2 protein-coding genes are annotated in these 22,832 nt (G+C 66.8%); both read left to right on the top strand.

Annotated features, from left to right (window positions below):
* Positions 1–290 precede the first annotated feature (290 nt).
* Positions 291–14,660, top strand: coding sequence for a non-ribosomal peptide synthetase (locus tag OG884_RS36070; RefSeq protein WP_326640386.1), 14,370 nt, complete (start codon positions 291–293; stop codon positions 14,658–14,660).
* Positions 14,582–22,807, top strand: coding sequence for a non-ribosomal peptide synthetase (locus OG884_RS36065; protein ID WP_326640384.1), 8,226 nt, complete (start codon positions 14,582–14,584; stop codon positions 22,805–22,807). The genes OG884_RS36070 and OG884_RS36065 overlap by 79 nt, the downstream gene beginning before the upstream one ends.
* Positions 22,808–22,832 lie beyond the last annotated feature (25 nt).

The raw sequence follows: 22,832 nt of genomic DNA, 5'->3' as shown, positions 1-22,832 counted from the left end.
AGAATTAAAGGAAACCACTGGCCTTCGTGGCCCACTTCCGCCGTAATAAGCACATGCCGCCTTGCCAAATGAACATCATGTGAACACGACCAGGTTCCGGTGAACCAATCCGGTGTGTTTGCTAGTGATTTCCTTAGAAAAGGCCGGATATGGTGCGCCTTGGTGAGCAAGTCTCAACCTACAGGGCGCACGGTTATTCCTGCCCGGTCGGCGCATGATCCCTGGTCTTGGTGTCAGCGAGCGGCGGGTCCAGTTCGATGAGTCCCAGTGTGTCGAGGAGCTTGTGGAAGATGAATGAGCTGCAGGGTTCAGGTTCTAGTTTGCCGTTGTCGGCTGCCCAGCTGGAGGTTTGGTTTGCCCAGCAGCTTGATCCTGATAATCCGATCTGGAATATCGCGGAGTATTACGTTATTGAGGGTGAGCTTGATGTAGCGCTGTTGGAGCGGGCTGTGCGGATGGCCGTGAGGGAGGCGGAGTGCCTGCGGGTCCGGTTCGGCATTGTTGGTGATGAAGTGCGGCAGACGGTGGTTCCTTGTGAGGATTGGGAGTTCTCGGTCGTTGATTTCACGGGCGAGGTTGATCCTGATGGGGCGGCGCTGGGGTGGATGCGGGCTGATGCCGGGACTGTGGTGGCATTGGATGCGCCGGTGTTGTTCCGGTTCGCGTTGCTGAGGGTTGGCCCGGATCGTGCGGTGTTGTATCAGCGTGCTCATCATTTGTTGTGGGATGGTTTTAGTGAGGCTTTGTTTGTCGCTCGTGTGGCGGGGATTTATACCGCGGTTCAGGAGGGCCGGTCGTACGGGGATGGTGTGTTTCCGCCGTTGGCGGGTTTGATCGAGGAGGAGCTGGCCTACCGGGAATCGGCGCGGTTCGAGAAGGATCGCGGGTTTTGGGCGGGGAGGTTCGCGGGGCCGGTGGAGTTGACGAGCATGTCGAGCCGGCCGATCACCGCGGTGCGCACCTTCGTGCGTCGTGGTGTGACTTTGGGGGTGGGGGTTGCGGAGCGGATGCGGGCGGTGGCGTGGGGGCATCGTGTCGCGTGGCCGACGTATCTGATCGCGGCGACGGCGTGTTATGTGCAGCGGGTTACCGGGGTTGGTGATGTGGTGTTGTCGTTGCCGGTGACCGCGCGTACGTCGGCTGTCGCCAAGGCGACTCCTGGTATGCGTGCGAATTTGGTGCCGTTGGTGTTGGCTGTTCGGCCGGGGATGGGCCGGGGTGATGTGCTGGCGCACGCGTCGCGGGAGGTGGGTCTCGTTGTGCGTCATCAGCGTTTCCGGACTCGGCAGATCCGGCAGATGATGGGACTTTCACCCGAGGACCGTCGTCCGGTTGGTCCCGAGGTTAACGTGGCGAATATTTTCGGCCGGATGAGCTTCGGCACCGCGACGGTGAAGGTGTTCGACCTGACAACCGCGCCCAGTGACGATCTCACGATTCTTATGCACGACAGTGAGGACGGCGGCCTGCGCGTAGAGATGAATGCGAACACCGACCTGTATGACGTGGCGGATGTGGAGGCGCATCTCGCGCGTTTCACCGCGTTCCTGGACACCTTTACCGCTGCGCCCGCGGACCAGCCGTTGAGTGCGATCGATGTGCTCGGGCAGGAGGAGCGTCGCCGGTTGTTGGTGGAGTGGAATTCGTCGGCGGTCGAGGGTGGTTTCGCGGGTGTGGTGGAGCGGGTTCGTGAGCGGGCTGTGGCTGCTCCGGATCATGTCGCGGTCACCGATGATTCCGGCTCGGTGTCGTATCGGGAGCTGGTGGGTCGGGCGAACGCGGTGGCCAAGAGGTTGCCGGCGGGTGTGCTGGTGGGGTTGCTGGGCGATCCGGGGGTCCGGTATGTGTCGGCGGTGCTGGGGGTGCTCGGCGCCGGGGGGGCGTATGTGCCCTTCGATCCGGGTGCGCCGGTGGCCCGCACCGCGGCCCTGGTCGCCGACAGCGGTGTTGAGGTGCTGATCGTCGCGCCGGAGTATCTGGATCTGGCCCGCGAGGCCGTCGGGGCCGGTGGTGTGCGGGTGCTGGTGTTCGACGATGCGGTGGACGGTGATCTGGCCCCGCCGCTGGGGGGTGAGGACGACCTGGCGTATGTGATGTTCACGTCGGGGTCGACGGGCCGGCCCAAGGGGGCGATGGTGCACCGGCGCGGGATGGTCAACCATCTGCTGGCCAAGGTCGAGGATCTCGGGCTGAACCCCTCCGATGTGGTGGTGCAGAACGCGCCGCTGACGTTCGACATCTCGGTGTGGCAGATGCTGGCCGCCCTGATCGTCGGCGCGCAGGTGCGGGTGGTCTCCCGCGAGACCGCGATGGATCCGCAACGGTTGTTCGGCATTCCGGGTGTGACGGTGCTGGAGGTGGTGCCCTCCCTGCTGCGGGCCGCCCTGGATACCAAAGTGACGGTGGCTGAGCCGGGGTTGCGGTGGCTGCTGGTCACCGGGGAGGCGCTGCCGGCGGAGTTGTGCCGCCGCTGGCTCCAGAGTTACCCGGACGTCCCGGTGATGAACGCCTATGGCCCGACCGAGTGCTCCGATGATGTCACTCATGCGGTGATCCGTAACCCCGGTGAGGTTGCGGGCTCGCGTACTCCGATCGGGCGGCCTGTCCGCAACACCCAGCTCTATGTGCTCGGTGATGATCTGCAGCCGGTTCCGGTGGGGGTGTCGGGTGAGTTGTATGTGGGGGGTGTGGGTGTCGGCCGCGGATACCTGAACGACTCGGCTCGTACGGCGGCGGTGTTCGTGGCCGATCCGTTTGGTGGGGGCCGGTTGTATCGGACGGGTGACCGGGTGGTGTATCGGCCGGATGGGCAGTTGGAGTTCCTGGAGCGTCGTGATTTCCAGGTGAAGATTCGTGGACACCGGATCGAGCTGGGTGAGATCGAGACCGTGATCCGGTCGGCCGACGGGGTGCGGAACGCGGTGGTCACCGCCGATCGGCAGCGCCTGGTCGCCTATGTGGTGGGCCAGGTCGAGCCCGGCGCACTCCAGGCACATGTCGCCGCCCTGTTGCCGGATTACATGGTCCCCGCGGTGGCCGTGATTCTCGACGCTTTGCCGCTGACCTCGAACGGCAAGCTGGATCGTAAAGCGTTGCCAGCGCCGGACTTCACGGCCACCGCTGAGGGGCGTGGGCCGCGTGATCCGCGTGAGGAAGTGTTGTGTGCCTTGTTCGCCGAGGTCCTCGATGTGGACTCGGTGGGTATTGACGACAGTTTCTTCGATCTGGGTGGGCATTCACTGCTCGCGGTGAGGCTGATCAGCCGGGTCCGTGGCGCGTTGGGTGTTGAGCTGTCGGTCCGGGATGTGTTCGACGCGCCGACGGTGGCGGGTCTGGCCGGGCGGATGGGTGATGAGGGCCGGAGCCGGCCGGTGCTGGTGGCCGGGCCGCGGCCGGGTGAGTTGCCGTTGTCGTTCGGCCAGCGGCGGTTGTGGTTCCTCAACGTGCTCGAAGGGGCCTCGGCGACCTACACCATTCCGGTGGCCTTGCGGTTGAGTGGTGAGCTGGACCGGGACGCATTGGCCGCTGCCCTGGCCGATGTGGTGGAGCGGCATGAGGTGCTGCGCACGGTGTATCCGGAGGTCGACGGCCGGCCGGTGCAAGAGATCAAGGGCCAGGGGCCTGAGCTGGTGATCAGCGAGGTGATCGAGGCGGACCTCCCGGCCGCGATCGAGACCGCATGCTTGGCCGGGTTCGATCTCACCGGCGAGTTGCCGATCCGTTCTCAGCTGTTCATCCTCGGTCCGACCGAGTCCGTGTTGCTGTTGGTGATCCATCACATTGCCGGTGACGGCTGGTCGATGGCGCCGTTGGCGCGGGATTTCGCGGCGGCCTATGAGGCACGCTGTTCGGGGATGGTGCCGGGGTGGAAGCCGTTGCCGGTGCAGTATGTGGATTACGCGTTGTGGCAGCGGGAGCTGCTGGGGAGTGAGGATGACGAGCGGAGTCTGATTTCGGAGCAGCTGGGGTTCTGGACCAGGGCGCTGGAGGATCTGCCGGAGGAGATCGCGCTGCCGGCCGATCGGCCGCGTCCGGCGATCGCCAGCTACCGGGGTGACGCGTTTGAGTTCGTGCTCGCTCCGGAACTCACGGCCGGGCTGGGCGTGCTGGCCAGGCAGAACAACGCGAGCCTGTTCATGGTGTTGCAGGCCGGGTTGTCGGTGTTGTTGAGCAAGCTGGGTGCGGGCACGGACGTCCCGCTGGGCAGCCCGGTGGCGGGCCGGACCGATGACGCCCTCGATGATCTTGTCGGGTTCTTTGTCAACACGCTGGTGTTGCGTACCGACTTGTCCGGTGATCCGACGGTGCGGGAGTTGCTGGGCCGGGTGCGGGATGCCGATCTGGCGGCGTTCGCGCATCAGGATGTGCCGTTCGAGCGGCTGGTCGATGTGCTCAACCCGGCCCGGTCCAGGTCGCGGCACCCGTTGTTCCAGGTGATGATGGCGCTGCAGAACAACGCGGCCGCACGGATCGAACTGGCCGGCCTGGAGGTGAGCACCGAACCGCTCATCAGCCCGGCCATTGACGACGACTTGTTCGTCGAATTCACCGAGCACGGTGATGGCAGTGTCGGTGTGCTGGTCACGTATGCCACCGACCTGTTCGACCGCGCGACGGTTCAGCGGATGTCGGAGCAACTGGTCCGCGTTCTCGACGGCATGGCATCTGGCGTGGATGCGGCGTTGAGTGCGATCGATGTGCTCGGGCAGGAGGAGCGTCGCCGGTTGTTGGTGGAGTGGAATCCGCCTGCGGTCGAGGGTGGTTTCGCGGGTGTGGTGGAGCGGGTTCGTGAGCGGGCTGTGGCTGCTCCGGATCATGTCGCGGTCACCGATGATTCCGGCTCGGTGTCGTATCGGGAGCTGGTGGGTCGGGCGAACGCGGTGGCCAAGAGGTTGCCGGCGGGTGCGTTGGTGGGGTTGCTGGGCGATCCGGGGGTCCGGTATGTGTCGGCGGTGCTGGGCGTGCTCGGCGCCGGGGGGGCGTATGTGCCCTTTGATCCGGGCGTGCCGGTGGCCCGCACCGCGGGTCTGGTCGCCGACAGCGGCATCGGGGTGCTGATCGCCGCACCGGAGTATCTGGATCTGGCCCGCGAGGCCGTCGGGGCCGGTGGTGTGCGGGTGCTGGTGTTCGACGACGCGACGGACGGCGATCTGGCCCCGGTGCGGGGGGTTGGGGACGACCTGGCGTATGTGATGTTCACGTCGGGGTCGACGGGCCGGCCCAAGGGGGCGATGGTGCACCGGCGGGGGATGGTCAATCATCTGCTGGCCAAGGTGGAGGATCTCGGGCTGGATTCGTCGGATGTGGTGGTGCAGAACGCGCCGTTGACGTTCGACATCTCGGTGTGGCAGATGCTGGCCGCTCTGATCGTGGGCGCGCAGGTGCGGGTGGTCTCCCGGGAGACCGCCATGAACCCGCAACAGCTGTTCGGCATCTCGGGTGTGACCGTGCTGGAGGTGGTGCCCTCCCTGCTACGGGCCGCTCTGGATGTGTGGGATGCGGGTGTCCCGGTTCCCGAGCTGGGGTTGCGGTGGCTGGAGTCAGCCGGGGAGGCGCTGCCGGCGGAGCTGTGCCGCCGCTGGCTTCAGCGTTACCCGGCTGTGCCGGTGATGAACGTTTATGCCCCGACCGAGTGTTCCGACGGTGTGACGGGTGCGGTGATCCGTAGCCTTGATGAGGTTGCGGGGTTGCGTACCCCGATCGGTCGGCCTGTTCGCAACACCCAGGTCTATGTGCTGGGTGATGATCTGCAGCCGGTTCCGGTGGGGGTGCCGGGTGAGTTGTATGTGGGCGGTGTGGGTGTCGGCCGCGGGTATCTGAACGACTCGGCCCGGACTGCGGCGGTGTTCGTGGCCAGCCCGTTTGGTGGGGGCCGGTTGTATCGGACCGGTGACCGGGTGGTGTATCGGCCGGATGGGCAGTTGGAGTTCCTGGAGCGCCGTGATTTCCAGGTGAAGATCCGCGGGCATCGGATCGAGCTGGGTGAGATCGAGACCGCGATCCGGTCGGCCGACGGGGTGCGGAACGCGGTCGTCACCGCCGGCGAGCAGCACCTGGTCGCCTACGTGGTACCGGCGGCCGGGCCGTTGGATACTGCTGTGTTGAGGGAGTATCTGACCGGTTTGCTGCCGGAATACATGCTGCCTGCGGTCTATGTCACGCTGGATGAGCTGCCCTTGTCGTCGAACGGCAAGCTGGACCGCAAAGCGTTGCCGGCGCCGGACTTCACGACCCCGGCTTCGGGCCGTGGCCCGCGCAACCCGCGGGAGGAGGCCCTGTGTTCGGTGTTCGCCGAGGTCCTCGATGTGGACTCGGTGGGTATCGACGACAGCTTCTTCGATCTGGGTGGGCATTCACTGCTCGCGGTGAGGTTGATCAGCCGGATCCGTGGCGCGTTGGGTGTTGAGCTGTCGGTGCGGGATGTGTTCGACGCGCCGACGGTGGCGGGTCTGGCCGGGCGGATGGGTGATGAGGGTCGGCGCCGGCCGGTGCTGGTGGCCGGGCCGCGGCCGGGTGAGTTGCCGTTGTCGTTCGGTCAGCGGCGGTTGTGGTTCCTCAACGTGCTCGAAGGGGCCTCGGCGACCTACACCATTCCGATGTTGCTCCGGCTGAGGGGCAGCCTGGACCGGGACGCGTTGGCCGCTGCCCTGGCCGATGTGGTGGAGCGGCACGAGGTGCTGCGCACGGTGTATCCGGAGGTCGACGGCCGGCCGGTGCAAGAGATCAAGGGCCAGGGGCCTGAGCTGGTGATCAGCGAGGTGATCGAGGCGGACCTCCCGGCCGCGATCGAGACCGCATGCTTGGCCGGGTTCGATCTCACCGGCGAGTTGCCGATCCGTTCTCAGCTGTTCATCCTCGGTCCGACCGAGTCCGTGTTGCTGTTGGTGTTGCATCACATTGCCGGTGACGGCTGGTCGATGGCGCCGTTGGCGCGGGATTTCGCGGCGGCCTATGAGGCGCGTTGTTCGGGGATGGTGCCGGGGTGGAAGTCGTTGCCGGTGCAGTATGTGGATTATGCGTTGTGGCAGCGGGAGCTGCTGGGGAGTGAGGATGACGAGCGGAGTCTGATTTCGGAGCAGCTGGGGTTCTGGACCAGGGCGCTGGAGGATCTGCCGGAGGAGATCGCGCTGCCGGCCGATCGGCCGCGTCCGGCGGTTGCCAGTTACCGGGGTGACGCGTTTGAGTTCGTGCTCGCTCCGGAGCTCACGGCCGGGCTGGGCGTGCTGGCCAGGCAGAACAACGCGAGCCTGTTCATGGTGTTGCAGGCCGGGTTGTCTGCGTTGTTGAGCAAGCTGGGTGCGGGCACCGACATCCCGCTGGGCAGCCCGGTGGCGGGTCGGACCGATGACGCCCTGGATGATCTTGTCGGGTTCTTCGTCAACACGTTGGTGTTGCGTACCGACTTGTCCGGTGATCCGACGGTGCGGGAGTTGCTGGGCCGGGTGCGGGATGCCGATCTGGCGGCGTTCGCGCATCAGGACGTGCCGTTCGAGCGGCTGGTCGAGGTGATCAATCCGGCTCGGTCTCAGTCGCGGCAGCCGTTGTTCCAGGTGATGATGGTGCTGCAGAACAACGCGGCCGCACGGATCGAACTGGCCGGCCTGGACGCCGGTGTCGACCCGCTCCGCCCCTCGGTTTCGGACTTCGACCTGACTTTCGGTTTCGCCGAGCACGGTGATGGCAGCATCGGTGTGCTGGTCACGTATGCCACCGACCTGTTCGACCGCCCGACGGTTCAGCGGATGTCCGAGCGACTGGTCCGCGTTCTCGACAGCATGGCGTTTGATGCGGATGCGTCGTTGAGTGCGATCGATGTGCTCGGGCAGGAGGAGCGTCGCCGGTTGTTGGTGGAGTGGAATTCGTCGGCGGTCGAGGGTGGTTTCGCGGGTGTGGTGGAGCGGGTCCGTGAGCGGGCTGTGGCTGCTCCGGATCATGTCGCGGTCACCGATGATTCCGGTTCGGTGTCGTATCGGGAGCTGGTGGGTCGGGCGAACGCGGTGGCCAAGAGGTTGCCGGCGGGTGCGCTGGTGGGGTTGCTGGGCGATCCGGGGGTCCGGTTTGTGTCGGCGGTGCTGGGGGTGCTCGGTGCTGGGGGCGCGTATGTGCCTTTTGATCCGGGCGTGCCGGTGGCCCGCACCGCGGGTCTGGTCGCCGACAGCGGCATCGGGGTGCTGATCGCGGCGCCGGAGTATCTGGATCTGGCCCGTGAGGCCGTCGGGGCCGGTGGTGTGCGGGTGCTGGTGTTCGACGACGCGACGGACGGCGACCTGGCCCCGGTGCGGGGGGCCGAGGAGGATCTGGCGTATGTGATGTTCACGTCGGGGTCGACGGGCCGGCCCAAGGGGGCGATGGTGTCTCGGCGGGGGGTGGTCAATCATCTGCTGGCCAAGGTGGAGGATCTCGGGCTGGGTTCGTCGGATGTGGTGGTGCAGAACGGGCCGCTGACGTTCGACATGTCGGTGTGGCAGATGCTGGCCGCTCTGATCGTGGGCGGGCGGGTGCGGGTGGTCTCCCGGGAGACGGCGATGGATCCGGAGCGGTTGTTCGGCGTTTCGGGTGTGACGGTGCTGGAGATGGTGCCGTCCTTGTTGCGGGCTGCTTTGGATGTGTGGGATGCGGGTGTCTCGGTTCCTGAGTTGGGGTTGCGGTGGCTGCTGGTGGCCGGGGAGGCGTTGCCGGCGGAGTTGTGCCATCGGTGGCTCCAGCGCTACCCGGCCGTCCCGATGATGAACGCCTACGGCCCGACCGAGTGCTCCGTCGGCGTCACTCAGGCGGTGATCCGTCACGCCGATGACACCACGGGCTCGCGTACTCCGATCGGGCGGCCTATCCGTAACACCCAGCTTTATGTGCTGGGTGATGATCTGCAGCCGGTTCCGGTGGGGGTGGCGGGTGAGTTGTATGTGGGTGGCGCCAGTGTCGGCCGCGGGTATCTGAACGATGCCGCCCGCACCGCGGCGGTGTTCGTGGCCAGCCCGTTTGGTGGGGGCCGGTTGTATCGGACGGGTGACCGGGTGGTGTATGGGCCGGATGGCCGGTTGGAGTTCCTGGAGCGCCGTGACTTCCAGGTGAAGATTCGCGGGCATCGGATCGAGCTGGGTGAGATCGAGGCCGCGATCCGGTCGGCCGACGGGGTGCGGAACGCGGTCGTCACCGCCGGTGAGCAGCACCTGGTCGCCTACGTGGTGGGCCAGGTCGAGCCTGGCACAGTCCAGGCACACGTCACCACTTTGCTGCCGGACTACATGGTCCCCGCGGTGGTCATGATCCTCGACGTTTTGCCGCTGACCTCGAACGGCAAGCTGGATCGTAAAGCGTTGCCGGCGCCGGACTTCACGACCCTGGCTTCGGGCCGTGGCCCGCGCAACCCGCGGGAAGAGGCCCTGTGTTCGGTGTTCGCCGAGGTCCTCGATGTGGACTCGGTGGGCGTCGACGACAACTTCTTCGATCTGGGTGGGCATTCACTGCTCGCGGTGAGGTTGACCAGCCGGGTCCGTGGCGCGTTGGGTGTTGAGCTGTCGGTGCGGGATGTGTTCGACGCGCCGACGGTGGCGGGTCTGGTCGGACGGATGGGTGATGAGGGTCGGCGTCGGCCGGTGCTGGTGGCCGGGCCGCGGCCGGGCGAGTTGCCGTTGTCGTTCGGTCAGCGGCGGTTGTGGTTCCTTAACGTGCTCGAAGGGGCCTCGGCGACCTACACCATTCCGATGTTGCTCCGGCTGAGGGGCAGCCTGGACCGGGACGCCTTGGCCGCTGCCCTGGCCGATGTGGTGGAGCGGCACGAGGTGCTGCGCACGGTGTATCCGGAGGTCGACGGCCGGCCGGTGCAAGAGATCAAGGGCCAGGGGCCTGAGCTGGTGGTCAGTGCGGTGATCGAGGCTGAGTTGCCGGGCGCGATCGAGGCCGCATGCTTGGCCGGGTTCGATCTCACCGGCGAGTTGCCGATCCGTTCTCAGCTGTTCATCCTCGGTCCGACCGAGTCCGTGTTGCTGTTGGTGTTGCATCACATCGCCGGTGACGGCTGGTCGATGGCGCCGTTGGCGCGGGATTTCGCGGCGGCCTATGAGGCGCGTTGTTCGGGGATGGTGCCGGGGTGGAAGTCGTTGCCGGTGCAGTATGTGGATTATGCGTTGTGGCAGCGGGAGCTGCTGGGGAGTGAGGATGACGAGCGGAGTCTGATTTCGGAGCAGCTGGGGTTCTGGACCAGGGCGCTGGAGGATCTGCCGGAGGAGATCGCGCTGCCGGCCGATCGGCCGCGTCCGGCGGTTGCCAGTTACCGGGGTGACGCGTTTGAGTTCGTGCTCGCTCCGGAGCTCACGTCCGGGCTGGGCGTGCTGGCCAGGGAGAACAACGCGAGCCTGTTCATGGTGTTGCAGGCCGGGTTGTCTGCGTTGTTGAGCAAGCTGGGTGCGGGCACCGACATCCCGCTGGGCAGCCCGGTGGCGGGTCGGACCGATGACGCCCTGGATGATCTTGTCGGGTTCTTCGTCAACACGTTGGTGTTGCGTACCGACTTGTCCGGTGATCCGACGGTTCGGGAGTTGCTGGGCCGGGTGCGAGATGCCGATCTGGCGGCGTTCGCGCATCAGGACGTGCCGTTCGAGCGGCTGGTCGATGTGCTCAACCCGGCCCGGTCCAGGTCGCGGCACCCGCTGTTCCAGGTGATGATGGTGCTGCAGAACAACGCGGCCGCACGGATCGAACTGGCCGGCCTGGACGCCGGTGTCGACCCGCTCCGCCCCTCGGTTACGGACTTCGACCTGAATTTCGATTTCACCGAGCACGGTGATGGCAGCATCGGTGTGCTGGTCACGTATGCCACCGACCTGTTCGACCGCCCGACGGTTCAGCGGATGTCCGAGCGACTGGTCCGCGTTCTCGACAGCATGGCGTTTGATGCGGATGCGTCGTTGAGTGCGATCGATGTGCTCGGGCAGGAGGAGCGTCGCCGGTTGTTGGTGGAGTGGAATCCGCCGGCGGTCGAGGGTGGTTTCGCGGGTGTGGTGGAGCGGGTTCGTGAGCGGGCTGTGGCTGCTCCGGATGGTGTCGCGGTCACCGATGATGCGGGGTCGGTGTCGTATCGGGAGCTGGTGGGTCGGGCGAACGCGGTGGCCAAGAGGTTGCCGGCGGGTGCGTTGGTGGGGTTGCTGGGCGGCCCGGGTGTCCGGTTTGTGTCGGCGGTGCTGGGGGTGCTCGGTGCTGGGGGTGCGTATGTGCCGTTCGACCCGGGCGCGCCGGTGGCCCGCATAGCGGCCCTGGTCGCCGACAGCGGCATCGGGGTGCTGATCGCGGCGCCGGAGTATCTGGATCTGGCCCGCGAGGCCGTCGGGGCCGGTGGCGTGCGGGTGCTGGTGTTCGACGACGCGGTGGACGATGATCTGGCCCCGGCGCGCGGGGCTGAGGATGATCTGGCGTATGTGATGTTCACCTCGGGGTCGACGGGCCGGCCCAAGGGGGCGATGGTGCACCGGCGCGGGATGGTCAACCATCTGCTGGCCAAGGTCGAGGATCTCGGGCTGAACCCCTCCGATGTGGTGGTGCAGAACGCGCCGCTGACGTTCGACATCTCGGTGTGGCAGATGCTGGCCGCCCTGATCGTCGGCGCGCAGGTGCGGGTGGTCTCCCGCGAGACCGCGATGGATCCGCAACAGCTGTTCGGCATCTCGGGTGTGACGGTGCTGGAGATGGTGCCCTCTCTGCTGCGGGCTGCTCTGGATGTGTGGGATGCGGGTGTCCCGGTTCCCGAGTTGGGGTTGCGGTGGCTGGAGTCGGCCGGTGAGGTGCTGCCGGCGGAGTTGTGCCGCCGGTGGCTTCAGCGTTTCCCGGCGGTCCCGGTGATGAACGTCTACGCTCCGACCGAGTGCTCCGACGGTGTGACGGGTGCGGCGATCCGTGACCTGGATGACGTCGCGGGGCTGCGTACCCCGATCGGCCGGCCTATCCGTAACACCCAGGTGTATGTGCTGGGTGATGATCTGCAGCCGGTTCCGGTGGGGGTGGCGGGTGAGTTGTATGTGGGTGGCGCCAGTGTCGGCCGCGGGTATCTGAACGATGCTGCCCGCACCGCGGCGGTGTTCGTGGCCAGCCCGTTCGGTGGGGGCCGGTTGTATCGGACGGGTGACCGGGTGGTGTATGGGCCGGACGGCCGGTTGGAGTTCCTGGAGCGCCGCGATTTCCAGGTGAAGATCCGCGGGCATCGGATCGAGCTGGGTGAGATCGAAACCGTGATCCGGTCGGCCGACGGGGTGCGGAACGCGGTCGTCACCGCCGGTGAGCAGCACCTGGTCGCCTACGTGGTGGGCCAGGTCGAGCCTGGCACAGTCCAGGCACACGTCACCACTTTGCTGCCGGACTACATGGTCCCCGCGGTGGTCATGATCCTCGACGCTTTGCCGCTGACCTCGAACGGCAAGCTGGATCGTAAAGCGTTGCCGGCGCCGGACTTCACGACCCTGGCTTCGGGCCGTGGCCCGCGCAACCCGCGGGAAGAGGCCCTGTGTTCGGTGTTCGCCGAGGTCCTCGATGTGGACTCGGTGGGCGTCGACGACAACTTCTTCGATCTGGGTGGGCATTCACTGCTCGCGGTGAGGCTGACCAGCCGGATCCGTGGCGCGTTGGGTGTTGAGCTGTCGGTGCGGGATGTGTTCGACGCGCCGACGGTGGCGGGTCTGGCCGGGCGGATGGGTGATGAGGGTCGGCGCCGGCCGGTGCTGGTGGCCGGGCCGCGGCCGGGCGAGTTGCCGTTGTCGTTCGGTCAGCGGCGGTTGTGGTTCCTCAACGTGCTCGAAGGGGCCTCGGCGACCTACACCATTCCGATGTTGCTCCGGCTGAGGGGCAGCCTGGACCGGGACGCGTTGGCCGCTGCCCTGGCCGATGTGGTGGAGCGGCACGAGGTGCTGCGCACGGTGTATCCGGAGGTCGACGGCCGGCCGGTGCAAGAGATCAAGGGCCAGGGGCCTGAGCTGGTGATCAGCGAGGTGATCGAGGCGGACCTCCCGGCCGCGATCGAGACCGCATGCTTGGCCGGGTTCGATCTCACCGGCGAGTTGCCGATCCGTTCTCAGCTGTTCATCCTCGGTCCGACCGAGTCCGTGTTGCTGTTGGTGTTGCATCACATTGCCGGTGACGGCTGGTCGATGGCGCCGTTGGCGCGGGATTTCGCGGCGGCCTATGAGGCGCGTTGTTCGGGGATGGTGCCGGGGTGGAAGTCGTTGCCGGTGCAGTATGTGGATTATGCGTTGTGGCAGCGGGAGCTGCTGGGGAGTGAGGATGACGAGCGGAGTCTGATTTCGGAGCAGCTGGGGTTCTGGACCAGGGCGCTGGAGGATCTGCCGGAGGAGATCGCGCTGCCGGCCGATCGGCCGCGTCCGGCGATCGCCAGTTACCGGGGTGACGCGTTTGAGTTCGTGCTCGCTCCGGAGCTCACGGCCGGGCTGGGCGTGCTGGCCAGGCAGAACAACGCGAGCCTGTTCATGGTGTTGCAGGCCGGGTTGTCTGCGTTGTTGAGCAAGCTGGGTGCGGGCACCGACATCCCGCTGGGCAGCCCGGTGGCGGGTCGGACCGATGACGCCCTGGATGATCTTGTCGGGTTCTTCGTCAACACGTTGGTGTTGCGTACCGACTTGTCCGGTGATCCGACGGTGCGGGAGTTGCTGGGCCGGGTGCGGGATGCCGATCTGGCGGCGTTCGCGCATCAGGACGTGCCGTTCGAGCGGCTGGTCGAGGTGATCAATCCGGCTCGGTCTCAGTCGCGGCAGCCGTTGTTCCAGGTGATGATGGTGCTGCAGAACAACGCGGCCGCACGGATCGAACTGGCCGGCCTGGACGCCGGTGTCGACCCGCTCCGCCCCTCGGTTTCGGACTTCGACCTGACTTTCGGTTTCGCCGAGCACGGTGATGGCAGCATCGGTGTGCTGGTCACGTATGCCACCGACCTGTTCGACCGCCCGACGGTTCAGCGGATGTCGGAGCAACTGGTCCGCGTTCTCGACAGCATGGCGTTTGATGCGGATGCGTCGTTGAGTGCGATCGATGTGCTCGGGCAGGAGGAGCGTCGCCGGTTGTTGGTGGAGTGGAATTCGTCGGCGGTCGAGGGTGGTTTCGCGGGTGTGGTGGAGCGGGTCCGTGAGCGGGCTGTGGCTGCTCCGGATCATGTCGCGGTCACCGATGATTCCGGTTCGGTGTCGTATCGGGAGCTGGTGGGTCGGGCGAACGCGGTGGCCAAGAGGTTGCCGGCGGGTGCGCTGGTGGGGTTGCTGGGCGATCCGGGGGTCCGGTTTGTGTCGGCGGTGCTGGGGGTGCTCGGTGCTGGGGGCGCGTATGTGCCTTTTGATCCGGGCGTGCCGGTGGCCCGCACCGCGGGTCTGGTCGCCGACAGCGGCATCGGGGTGCTGATCGCGGCGCCGGAGTATCTGGATCTGGCCCGTGAGGCCGTCGGGGCCGGTGGTGTGCGGGTGCTGGTGTTCGACGACGCGACGGACGGCGACCTGGCCCCGGTGCGGGGGGCCGAGGAGGATCTGGCGTATGTGATGTTCACGTCGGGGTCGACGGGCCGGCCCAAGGGGGCGATGGTGTCTCGGCGGGGGTGGTCAATCATCTGCTGGCCAAGGTGGAGGATCTCGGGCTGGGTTCGTCGGATGTGGTGGTGCAGAACGGGCCGCTGACGTTCGACATGTCGGTGTGGCAGATGCTGGCCGCTCTGATCGTGGGCGGGCGGGTGCGGGTGGTCTCCCGGGAGACGGCGATGGATCCGGAGCGGTTGTTCGGCGTTTCGGGTGTGACGGTGCTGGAGATGGTGCCGTCCTTGTTGCGGGCTGCTTTGGATGTGTGGGATGCGGGTGTCTCGGTTCCTGAGTTGGGGTTGCGGTGGCTGCTGGTGGCCGGGGAGGCGTTGCCGGCGGAGTTGTGCCATCGGTGGCTCCAGCGCTACCCGGCCGTCCCGATGATGAACGCCTACGGCCCGACCGAGTGCTCCGTCGGCGTCACTCAGGCGGTGATCCGTCACGCCGATGACACCACGGGCTCGCGTACTCCGATCGGGCGGCCTATCCGTAACACCCAGCTTTATGTGCTGGGTGATGATCTGCAGCCGGTTCCGGTGGGGGTGGCGGGTGAGTTGTATGTGGGTGGCGCCAGTGTCGGCCGCGGGTATCTGAACGATGCCGCCCGCACCGCGGCGGTGTTCGTGGCCAGCCCGTTTGGTGGGGGCCGGTTGTATCGGACGGGTGACCGGGTGGTGTATGGGCCGGATGGCCGGTTGGAGTTCCTGGAGCGCCGTGACTTCCAGGTGAAGATTCGCGGGCATCGGATCGAGCTGGGTGAGATCGAGGCCGCGATCCGGTCGGCCGACGGGGTGCGGAACGCGGTCGTCACCGCCGGTGAGCAGCACCTGGTCGCCTACGTGGTGGGCCAGGTCGAGCCTGGCACAGTCCAGGCACACGTCACCACTTTGCTGCCGGACTACATGGTCCCCGCGGTGGTCATGATCCTCGACGTTTTGCCGCTGACCTCGAACGGCAAGCTGGATCGTAAAGCGTTGCCGGCGCCGGACTTCACGACCCTGGCTTCGGGCCGTGGCCCGCGCAACCCGCGGGAAGAGGCCCTGTGTTCGGTGTTCGCCGAGGTCCTCGATGTGGACTCGGTGGGCGTCGACGACAACTTCTTCGATCTGGGTGGGCATTCACTGCTCGCGGTGAGGTTGACCAGCCGGGTCCGTGGCGCGTTGGGTGTTGAGCTGTCGGTGCGGGATGTGTTCGACGCGCCGACGGTGGCGGGTCTGGTCGGACGGATGGGTGATGAGGGTCGGCGTCGGCCGGTGCTGGTGGCCGGGCCGCGGCCGGGCGAGTTGCCGTTGTCGTTCGGTCAGCGGCGGTTGTGGTTCCTTAACGTGCTCGAAGGGGCCTCGGCGACCTACACCATTCCGGTGGCCTTGCGGTTGAGTGGTGAGCTGGACCGGTACGCGTTGGCCGCTGCCCTGGCCGATGTGGTGGAGCGGCACGAGGTGCTGCGCACGGTGTATCCGGAGGTCGACGGCCGGCCGGTGCAAGAGATCAAGGGCCAGGGGCCTGAGCTGGTGATCAGCGAGGTGATCGAGGCGGACCTCCCGGCCGCGATCGAGACCGCGTGTTCGGCCGGGTTCGATCTCACCGGCGAGTTGCCGATCCGTTCTCAGCTGTTCATCCTCGGTCCGACCGAGTCCGTGTTGCTGTTGGTGTTGCATCACATCGCCAGTGACGGCTGGTCGACGGCGCCGTTGGCGCGTGATTTCGCGGCGGCCTATGAGGCGCGCTGTTCGGGGATGGTGCCGGGGTGGAAGCCGTTGCCGGTGCAGTATGTGGATTATGCGTTGTGGCAGCGGGAGCTGCTGGGCGGTGAGGATGATGAGCAGAGCCTGATCTCCGGGCAGCTGGCGTTCTGGACCAGGACGCTGGAGGGCCTGCCGGAGGAGATCGCGCTGCCGGCCGATCGGCCGCGTCCGGCGGTTGCCAGTTACCGGGGTGACGCGTTCGAGTTCGTGCTCACTCCGGAACTCAAGTCCGACCTGGATACCCTGGCCAGGCAGAACAACGCCAGCCTGTTCATGGTGTTGCAGGCCGGGCTGTCTGTGTTGTTGAGCAAGCTGGGTGCGGGCACCGACATCCCGCTGGGCAGCCCGTTCGCCGGTCGGACCGATGACGCCCTCGATGATCTTGTCGGGTTCTTCGTCAACACGCTGGTGTTGCGTACCGACTTGTCTGGTGATCCGACGGTTCGGGAGTTGCTGGGCCGGGTGCGGGATGCCGATCTGGCGGCGTTCGCGCATCAGGACGTGCCGTTCGAGCGGCTGGTCGATGTGCTCAATCCGGCTCGGTCTCAGTCGCGGCAGCCGTTGTTCCAGGTGATGATGGTGCTGCAGAACAACGCGGCCGCACAGGTCAAGATGACTGGCCTGGACGCCGCCGTGGTCCCGCTCCGCCCTCCGGTTACGAAATTCGACCTGAATTTCGATTTCGCCGAGCACGGTGATGGCAGCATCGGTGTGCTGGTCACGTATGCCACCGACCTGTTCGACCGCCCGACGGTTCAGCGGATGTCCGAGCGACTGGTCCGCGTTCTCGACAGCATGGCGTTTGATGCGGATGCGTCGTTGAGTGCGATCGATGTGCTCGGGCAGGAGGAGCGTCGCCGGTTGTTGGTGGAGTGGAATTCGTCGGCGGTCGAGGGTGGTTTCGCGGGTGTGGTGGAGCGGGTCCGTGAGCGGGCTGTGGCTGCTCCGGATGGTGTCGCGGTCACCGATGATTCCGGTTCGGTGTCGTATCGGGAGCTGGTGGGTCGGGCGAACGCGGTGGCCAAGAGGTTGCCGTCGGGTGCGCTGGTGGGGTTGCTGGGCGATCCGGGGGTCCGGTTTGTGTCGGCGGTGCTGGGGGTGCTCGGTGCTGGGGGCGCGTATGTGCCTTTTGATCCGGGCGTGCCGGTGGCCCGCACCGCGGGTCTGGTCGCCGACAGCGGCATCGGGGTGCTGATCGCGGCGCCGGAGTATCTGGATCTGGCCCGTGAGGCCGTCGGGGCCGGTGGTGTGCGGGTGCTGGTGTTCGACGACGCGACGGACGGCGACCTGGCCCCGGTGCGGGGGGCCGAGGAGGATCTGGCGTATGTGATGTTCACGTCGGGGTCGACGGGCCGGCCCAAGGGGGCGATGGTGTCTCGGCGGGGGGTGGTCAATCATCTGCTGGCCAAGGTGGAGGATCTCGGGCTGGGTTCGTCGGATGTGGTGGTGCAGAACGGGCCGCTGACGTTCGACATGTCGGTGTGGCAGATGCTGGCCGCTCTGATCGTCGGCGGGCGGGTGCGGGTGGTCTCCCGGGAGACCGCGATGGATCCGGAGCGGTTGTTCGGCGTTTCGGATGTGACGGTGCTGGAGATGGTGCCCTCTCTGCTGCGGGCTGCTTTGGATGTGTGGGATGCGGGTGTCTCGGTTCCTGAGTTGGGGTTGCGGTGGCTGCTGGTGGCCGGGGAGGCGTTGCCGGCGGAGTTGTGCCATCGGTGGCTCCAGCGCTACCCGGCCGTCCCGATGATGAACGCCTACGGCCCGACCGAGTGCTCCGTCGGCGTCACTCAGGCGGTGATCCGTCACGCCGATGACACCACGGGCTCGCGTACTCCGATCGGGCGGCCTATCCGTAACACCCAGCTTTATGTGCTGGGTGATGATCTGCAGCCGGTTCCGGTGGGGGTGGCGGGTGAGTTGTATGTGGGTGGCGCCAGTGTCGGCCGCGGGTATCTGAACGATGCCGCCCGCACCGCGGCGGTGTTCGTGGCCAGCCCGTTTGGTGGGGGCCGGTTGTATCGGACGGGTGACCGGGTGGTGTATGGGCCGGATGGCCGGTTGGAGTTCCTGGAGCGCCGCGATTTCCAGGTGAAGATTCGCGGGCATCGGATCGAGCTGGGTGAGATCGAAACCGTGATCCGGTCGGCCGACGGGGTGCGGAACGCGGTCGTCACCGCCGGTGAGCAGCACCTGGTCGCCTACGTGGTGGGCCAGGTCGAGCCTGGCACAGTCCAGGCACACGTCACCACTTTGCTGCCGGACTACATGGTCCCCGCGGTGGTCATGATCCTCGACGCTTTGCCGCTGACCTCGAACGGCAAGCTGGATCGTAAAGCGTTGCCGGCGCCGGACTTCACGACCCTGGCTTCGGGCCGTGGCCCGCGCAACCCGCGGGAAGAGGCCCTGTGTTCGGTGTTCGCCGAGGTCCTCGATGTGGACTCGGTGGGCGTCGACGACAACTTCTTCGATCTGGGTGGGCATTCACTGCTCGCGGTGAGGCTGACCAGCCGGATCCGTGGCGCGTTGGGTGTTGAGCTGTCGGTGCGGGATGTGTTCGACGCGCCGACGGTGGCGGGTCTGGCCGGGCGGATGGGTGATGAGGGTCGGCGCCGGCCGGTGCTGGTGGCCGGGCCGCGGCCGGGCGAGTTGCCGTTGTCGTTCGGTCAGCGGCGGTTGTGGTTCCTCAACGTGCTCGAAGGGGCCTCGGCGACCTACACCATTCCGATGTTGCTCCGGCTGAGGGGCAGCCTGGACCGGGACGCGTTGGCCGCTGCCCTGGCCGATGTGGTGGAGCGGCACGAGGTGCTGCGCACGGTGTATCCGGAGGTCGACGGCCGGCCGGTGCAAGAGATCAAGGGCCAGGGGCCTGAGCTGGTGATCAGCGAGGTGATCGAGGCGGACCTCCCGGCCGCGATCGAGACCGCATGCTTGGCCGGGTTCGATCTCACCGGCGAGTTGCCGATCCGTTCTCAGCTGTTCATCCTCGGTCCGACCGAGTCCGTGTTGCTGTTGGTGTTGCATCACATCGCCGGTGACGGCTGGTCGATGGCGCCGTTGGCGCGGGATTTCGCGGCGGCCTATGAGGCGCGTTGTTCGGGGATGGTGCCGGGGTGGAAGTCGTTGCCGGTGCAGTATGTGGATTATGCGTTGTGGCAGCGGGAGCTGCTGGGGAGTGAGGATGACGAGCGGAGTCTGATTTCGGAGCAGCTGGGGTTCTGGACCAGGGCGCTGGAGGATCTGCCGGAGGAGATCGCGCTGCCGGCCGATCGGCCGCGTCCGGCGATCGCCAGTTACCGGGGTGACGCGTTTGAGTTCGTGCTCGCTCCGGAGCTCACGGCCGGGCTGGGCGTGCTGGCCAGGCAGAACAACGCGAGCCTGTTCATGGTGTTGCAGGCCGGGTTGTCTGCGTTGTTGAGCAAGCTGGGTGCGGGCACCGACATCCCGCTGGGCAGCCCGGTGGCGGGTCGGACCGATGACGCCCTGGATGATCTTGTCGGGTTCTTCGTCAACACGTTGGTGTTGCGTACCGACTTGTCCGGTGATCCGACGGTGCGGGAGTTGCTGGGCCGGGTGCGGGATGCCGATCTGGCGGCGTTCGCGCATCAGGACGTGCCGTTCGAGCGGCTGGTCGAGGTGATCAATCCGGCTCGGTCTCAGTCGCGGCAGCCGTTGTTCCAGGTGATGATGGTGCTGCAGAACAACGCGGCCGCACGGATCGAACTGGCCGGCCTGGACGCCGGTGTCGACCCGCTCCGCCCCTCGGTTTCGGACTTCGACCTGACTTTCGGTTTCGCCGAGCACGGTGATGGCAGCATCGGTGTGCTGGTCACGTATGCCACCGACCTGTTCGACCGCCCGACGGTTCAGCGGATGTCGGAGCAACTGGTCCGCGTTCTCGACAGCATGGCGTTTGATGCGGATGCGTCGTTGAGTGCGATCGATGTGCTCGGGCAGGAGGAGCGTCGCCGGTTGTTGGTGGAGTGGAATTCGTCGGCGGTCGAGGGTGGTTTCGCGGGTGTGGTGGAGCGGGTTCGTGAGCGGGCTGTGGCTGCCCCGGATGGTGTCGCGGTGTCGGATGATTCCGGTTCGGTGTCGTATCGGGAGCTGGTGGGTCGGGCGAACGCGGTGGCCAAGAGGTTGCCGTCGGGTGTGTTGGTGGGGTTGCTGGGTGATCCGGGGGTCCGGTTTGTGTCGGCGGTGCTGGGGGTGCTCGGTGCCGGGGGGGCGTATGTGCCTTTTGATCCGGGCGTGCCGGTGGCCCGCACCGCGGGTCTGGTCGCCGACAGCGGCATCGGGGTGCTGATCGCGGCGCCGGAGTATCTGGATCTGGCCCGCGAGGCCGTCGGGGCCGGTGGTGTGCGGGTGCTGGTGTTCGACGACGCGACGGACGGCGACCTGGCCCCGGTGCGGGGGGCCGAGGAGGATCTGGCGTATGTGATCTACACGTCGGGGTCGACGGGCCGGCCCAAGGGGGCGATGGTGCACCGGCGCGGGATGGTCAACCATCTGCTGGCCAAGGTCGAGGATCTCGGGCTGAACCCCTCCGATGTGGTGGTGCAGAACGCGCCGCTGACGTTCGACATCTCGGTGTGGCAGATGCTGGCCGCCCTGATCGTCGGCGCGCAGGTGCGGGTGGTCTCCCGCGAGACCGCGATGGATCCGCAACAGCTGTTCGGCATTCCGGGTGTGACGGTGCTGGAGGTGGTGCCCTCTCTGCTGCGGGCTGCTCTGGATGTGTGGGATGCGGGTGTCCCGGTTCCCGAGCTGGGGTTGCGGTGGCTGGAGTCGGCCGGTGAGGTGCTGCCGGCGGAGTTGTGCCGCCGGTGGCTTCAGCGTTTCCCGGACGTCCCGGTGATGAACGTCTACGCTCCGACCGAGTGCTCCGACGGTGTGACGGGTGCGGCGATCCGTGACCTGGATGACGTCGCGGGGCTGCGGGTGCCGATCGGCCGGCCTATCCGTAACACCCAGCTTTATGTGCTGGGTGATGATCTGCAGCCGGTTCCGGTCGGGGTGGCGGGTGAGTTGTATGTGGGTGGCGCCAGTGTCGGCCGCGGGTATCTGAACGATGCCGCCCGCACCGCGGCGGTGTTCGTGGCCGACCCGTTTGGTGGGGGGCGGTTGTATCGGACCGGTGACCGGGTGGTGTATCGGCCGGATGGGCAGCTGGAGTTCCTGGAGCGCCGTGATTTCCAGGTGAAGATCCGCGGGCATCGGATCGAGCTGGGTGAGATCGAGGCCGCGATCCGGTCGGCCGAGGGTGTGCGGAACACGGTGGTGACCACCGGTGAGCAGCGGCTGGTCGCCTACGTGGTACCGGCGGCCGGAACGTTGGACACTGCGGTGCTGAGGGAGCATCTGACCGGTTTGCTGCCGGAATACATGCTGCCTTCGGTCTATGTCACGCTGGACGCGCTACCGCTGACTCCGAACGGCAAGCTGGACCGTAAAGCGTTGCCGGCGCCGGACTTCACGGCCCTGGCTTCGGGCCGTGCCCCGCGCAACCCGCGGGAAGAGGCCCTGTGTTCCGCGTTCGCCGAGGTACTCGACGTCGACACCGTGAGCATCGACGACAACTTTTTCGATCTGGGTGGGCATTCACTGCTCGCGGTGAGGCTGATCAGCAGGATCCGCAACACAGTCGACGCCGAACTTTCCATTCGAGACCTGTTCGACACGCCGACGGTGGCGGGCCTGGCCGGGCGCGCGGATGTCAGCTCGGTCAACTCGTTTGAGGTGTTGCTGCCATTGCGGGTGACGGGGCGTCGTACGCCGATTTTCTGCGTGCACCCGGTGGGCTGCGTCGCCTGGCCGTATATCGCGCTGACCGCGCAGCTCGGCCCGGACTTTCCGGTGTACGGCCTGCAGGCGCGGGGCATGCTGGAGCCGGACCGGGTACCGGAAAGCATCGAGCAGATGGCGGCCGACTATCTGGAGCAGGTCCGCACGGTCCAGCCCGAGGGGCCGTACCACCTGCTGGGCTGGTCATTCGGCGGTGTGGTCGCCCATGAGATGGCGCGGCAGTTGCAGCAGGCAGGGCAGACCGTCGCGTTGCTGGCCAGCCTGGACAGCCACCCGGTGGCCGAGGCAGGCGAGGTGGGGCTGACCAGCGATACCGAACTGCTGCGAGCCATCCTTGCCTTCTTCGGGCATGCGGCGCCGCAGCGGCCTTCGGCGGCCGAGGTACTGGAGATCCTCAGGCACGAGCACAACCCCGCGGGGATGGCGACAGAGGAACAGTTGATGAACGTGGTCGCCGCATGGCGTGCGAACGTCGAGCTGAACCTGGCTCACCGGCCCGGCAGGGTCCGAGGCCGGATGTTGCACTTCGTGGCCGGCCGCGAAAACACCCCGGGCGATTGGACGCCGTTCGCGGAGACCGTCGACAACCACCGGATTGACTGCGTACACGGCGACATGCTGCAGCCCGAGCCGCTGGCTGAGATCAGCCGAGTCCTCGCCAAGGAAATCATCCCGAAGGAAAAGGAGGCCGATCGTGCCTGACGCACTGATCCTGTGGCGGGGCAAA

The organism is Streptosporangium sp. NBC_01755, assembly GCF_035917995.1.
Classification (GTDB): domain Bacteria; phylum Actinomycetota; class Actinomycetes; order Streptosporangiales; family Streptosporangiaceae; genus Streptosporangium.
The sequence above is the reverse complement of the archived record's forward strand: the minus strand, read 5'-3'. Positions and strand labels throughout refer to the sequence as shown.

Bases quoted from the DNA above. Each gene is read 5' to 3' on its own strand.
- OG884_RS36070 (WP_326640386.1), top strand. From the start codon at position 291: ATGAATGAGCTGCAGGGTTCAGGTTCTAGTTTGCCGTTGTCGGCTGCC.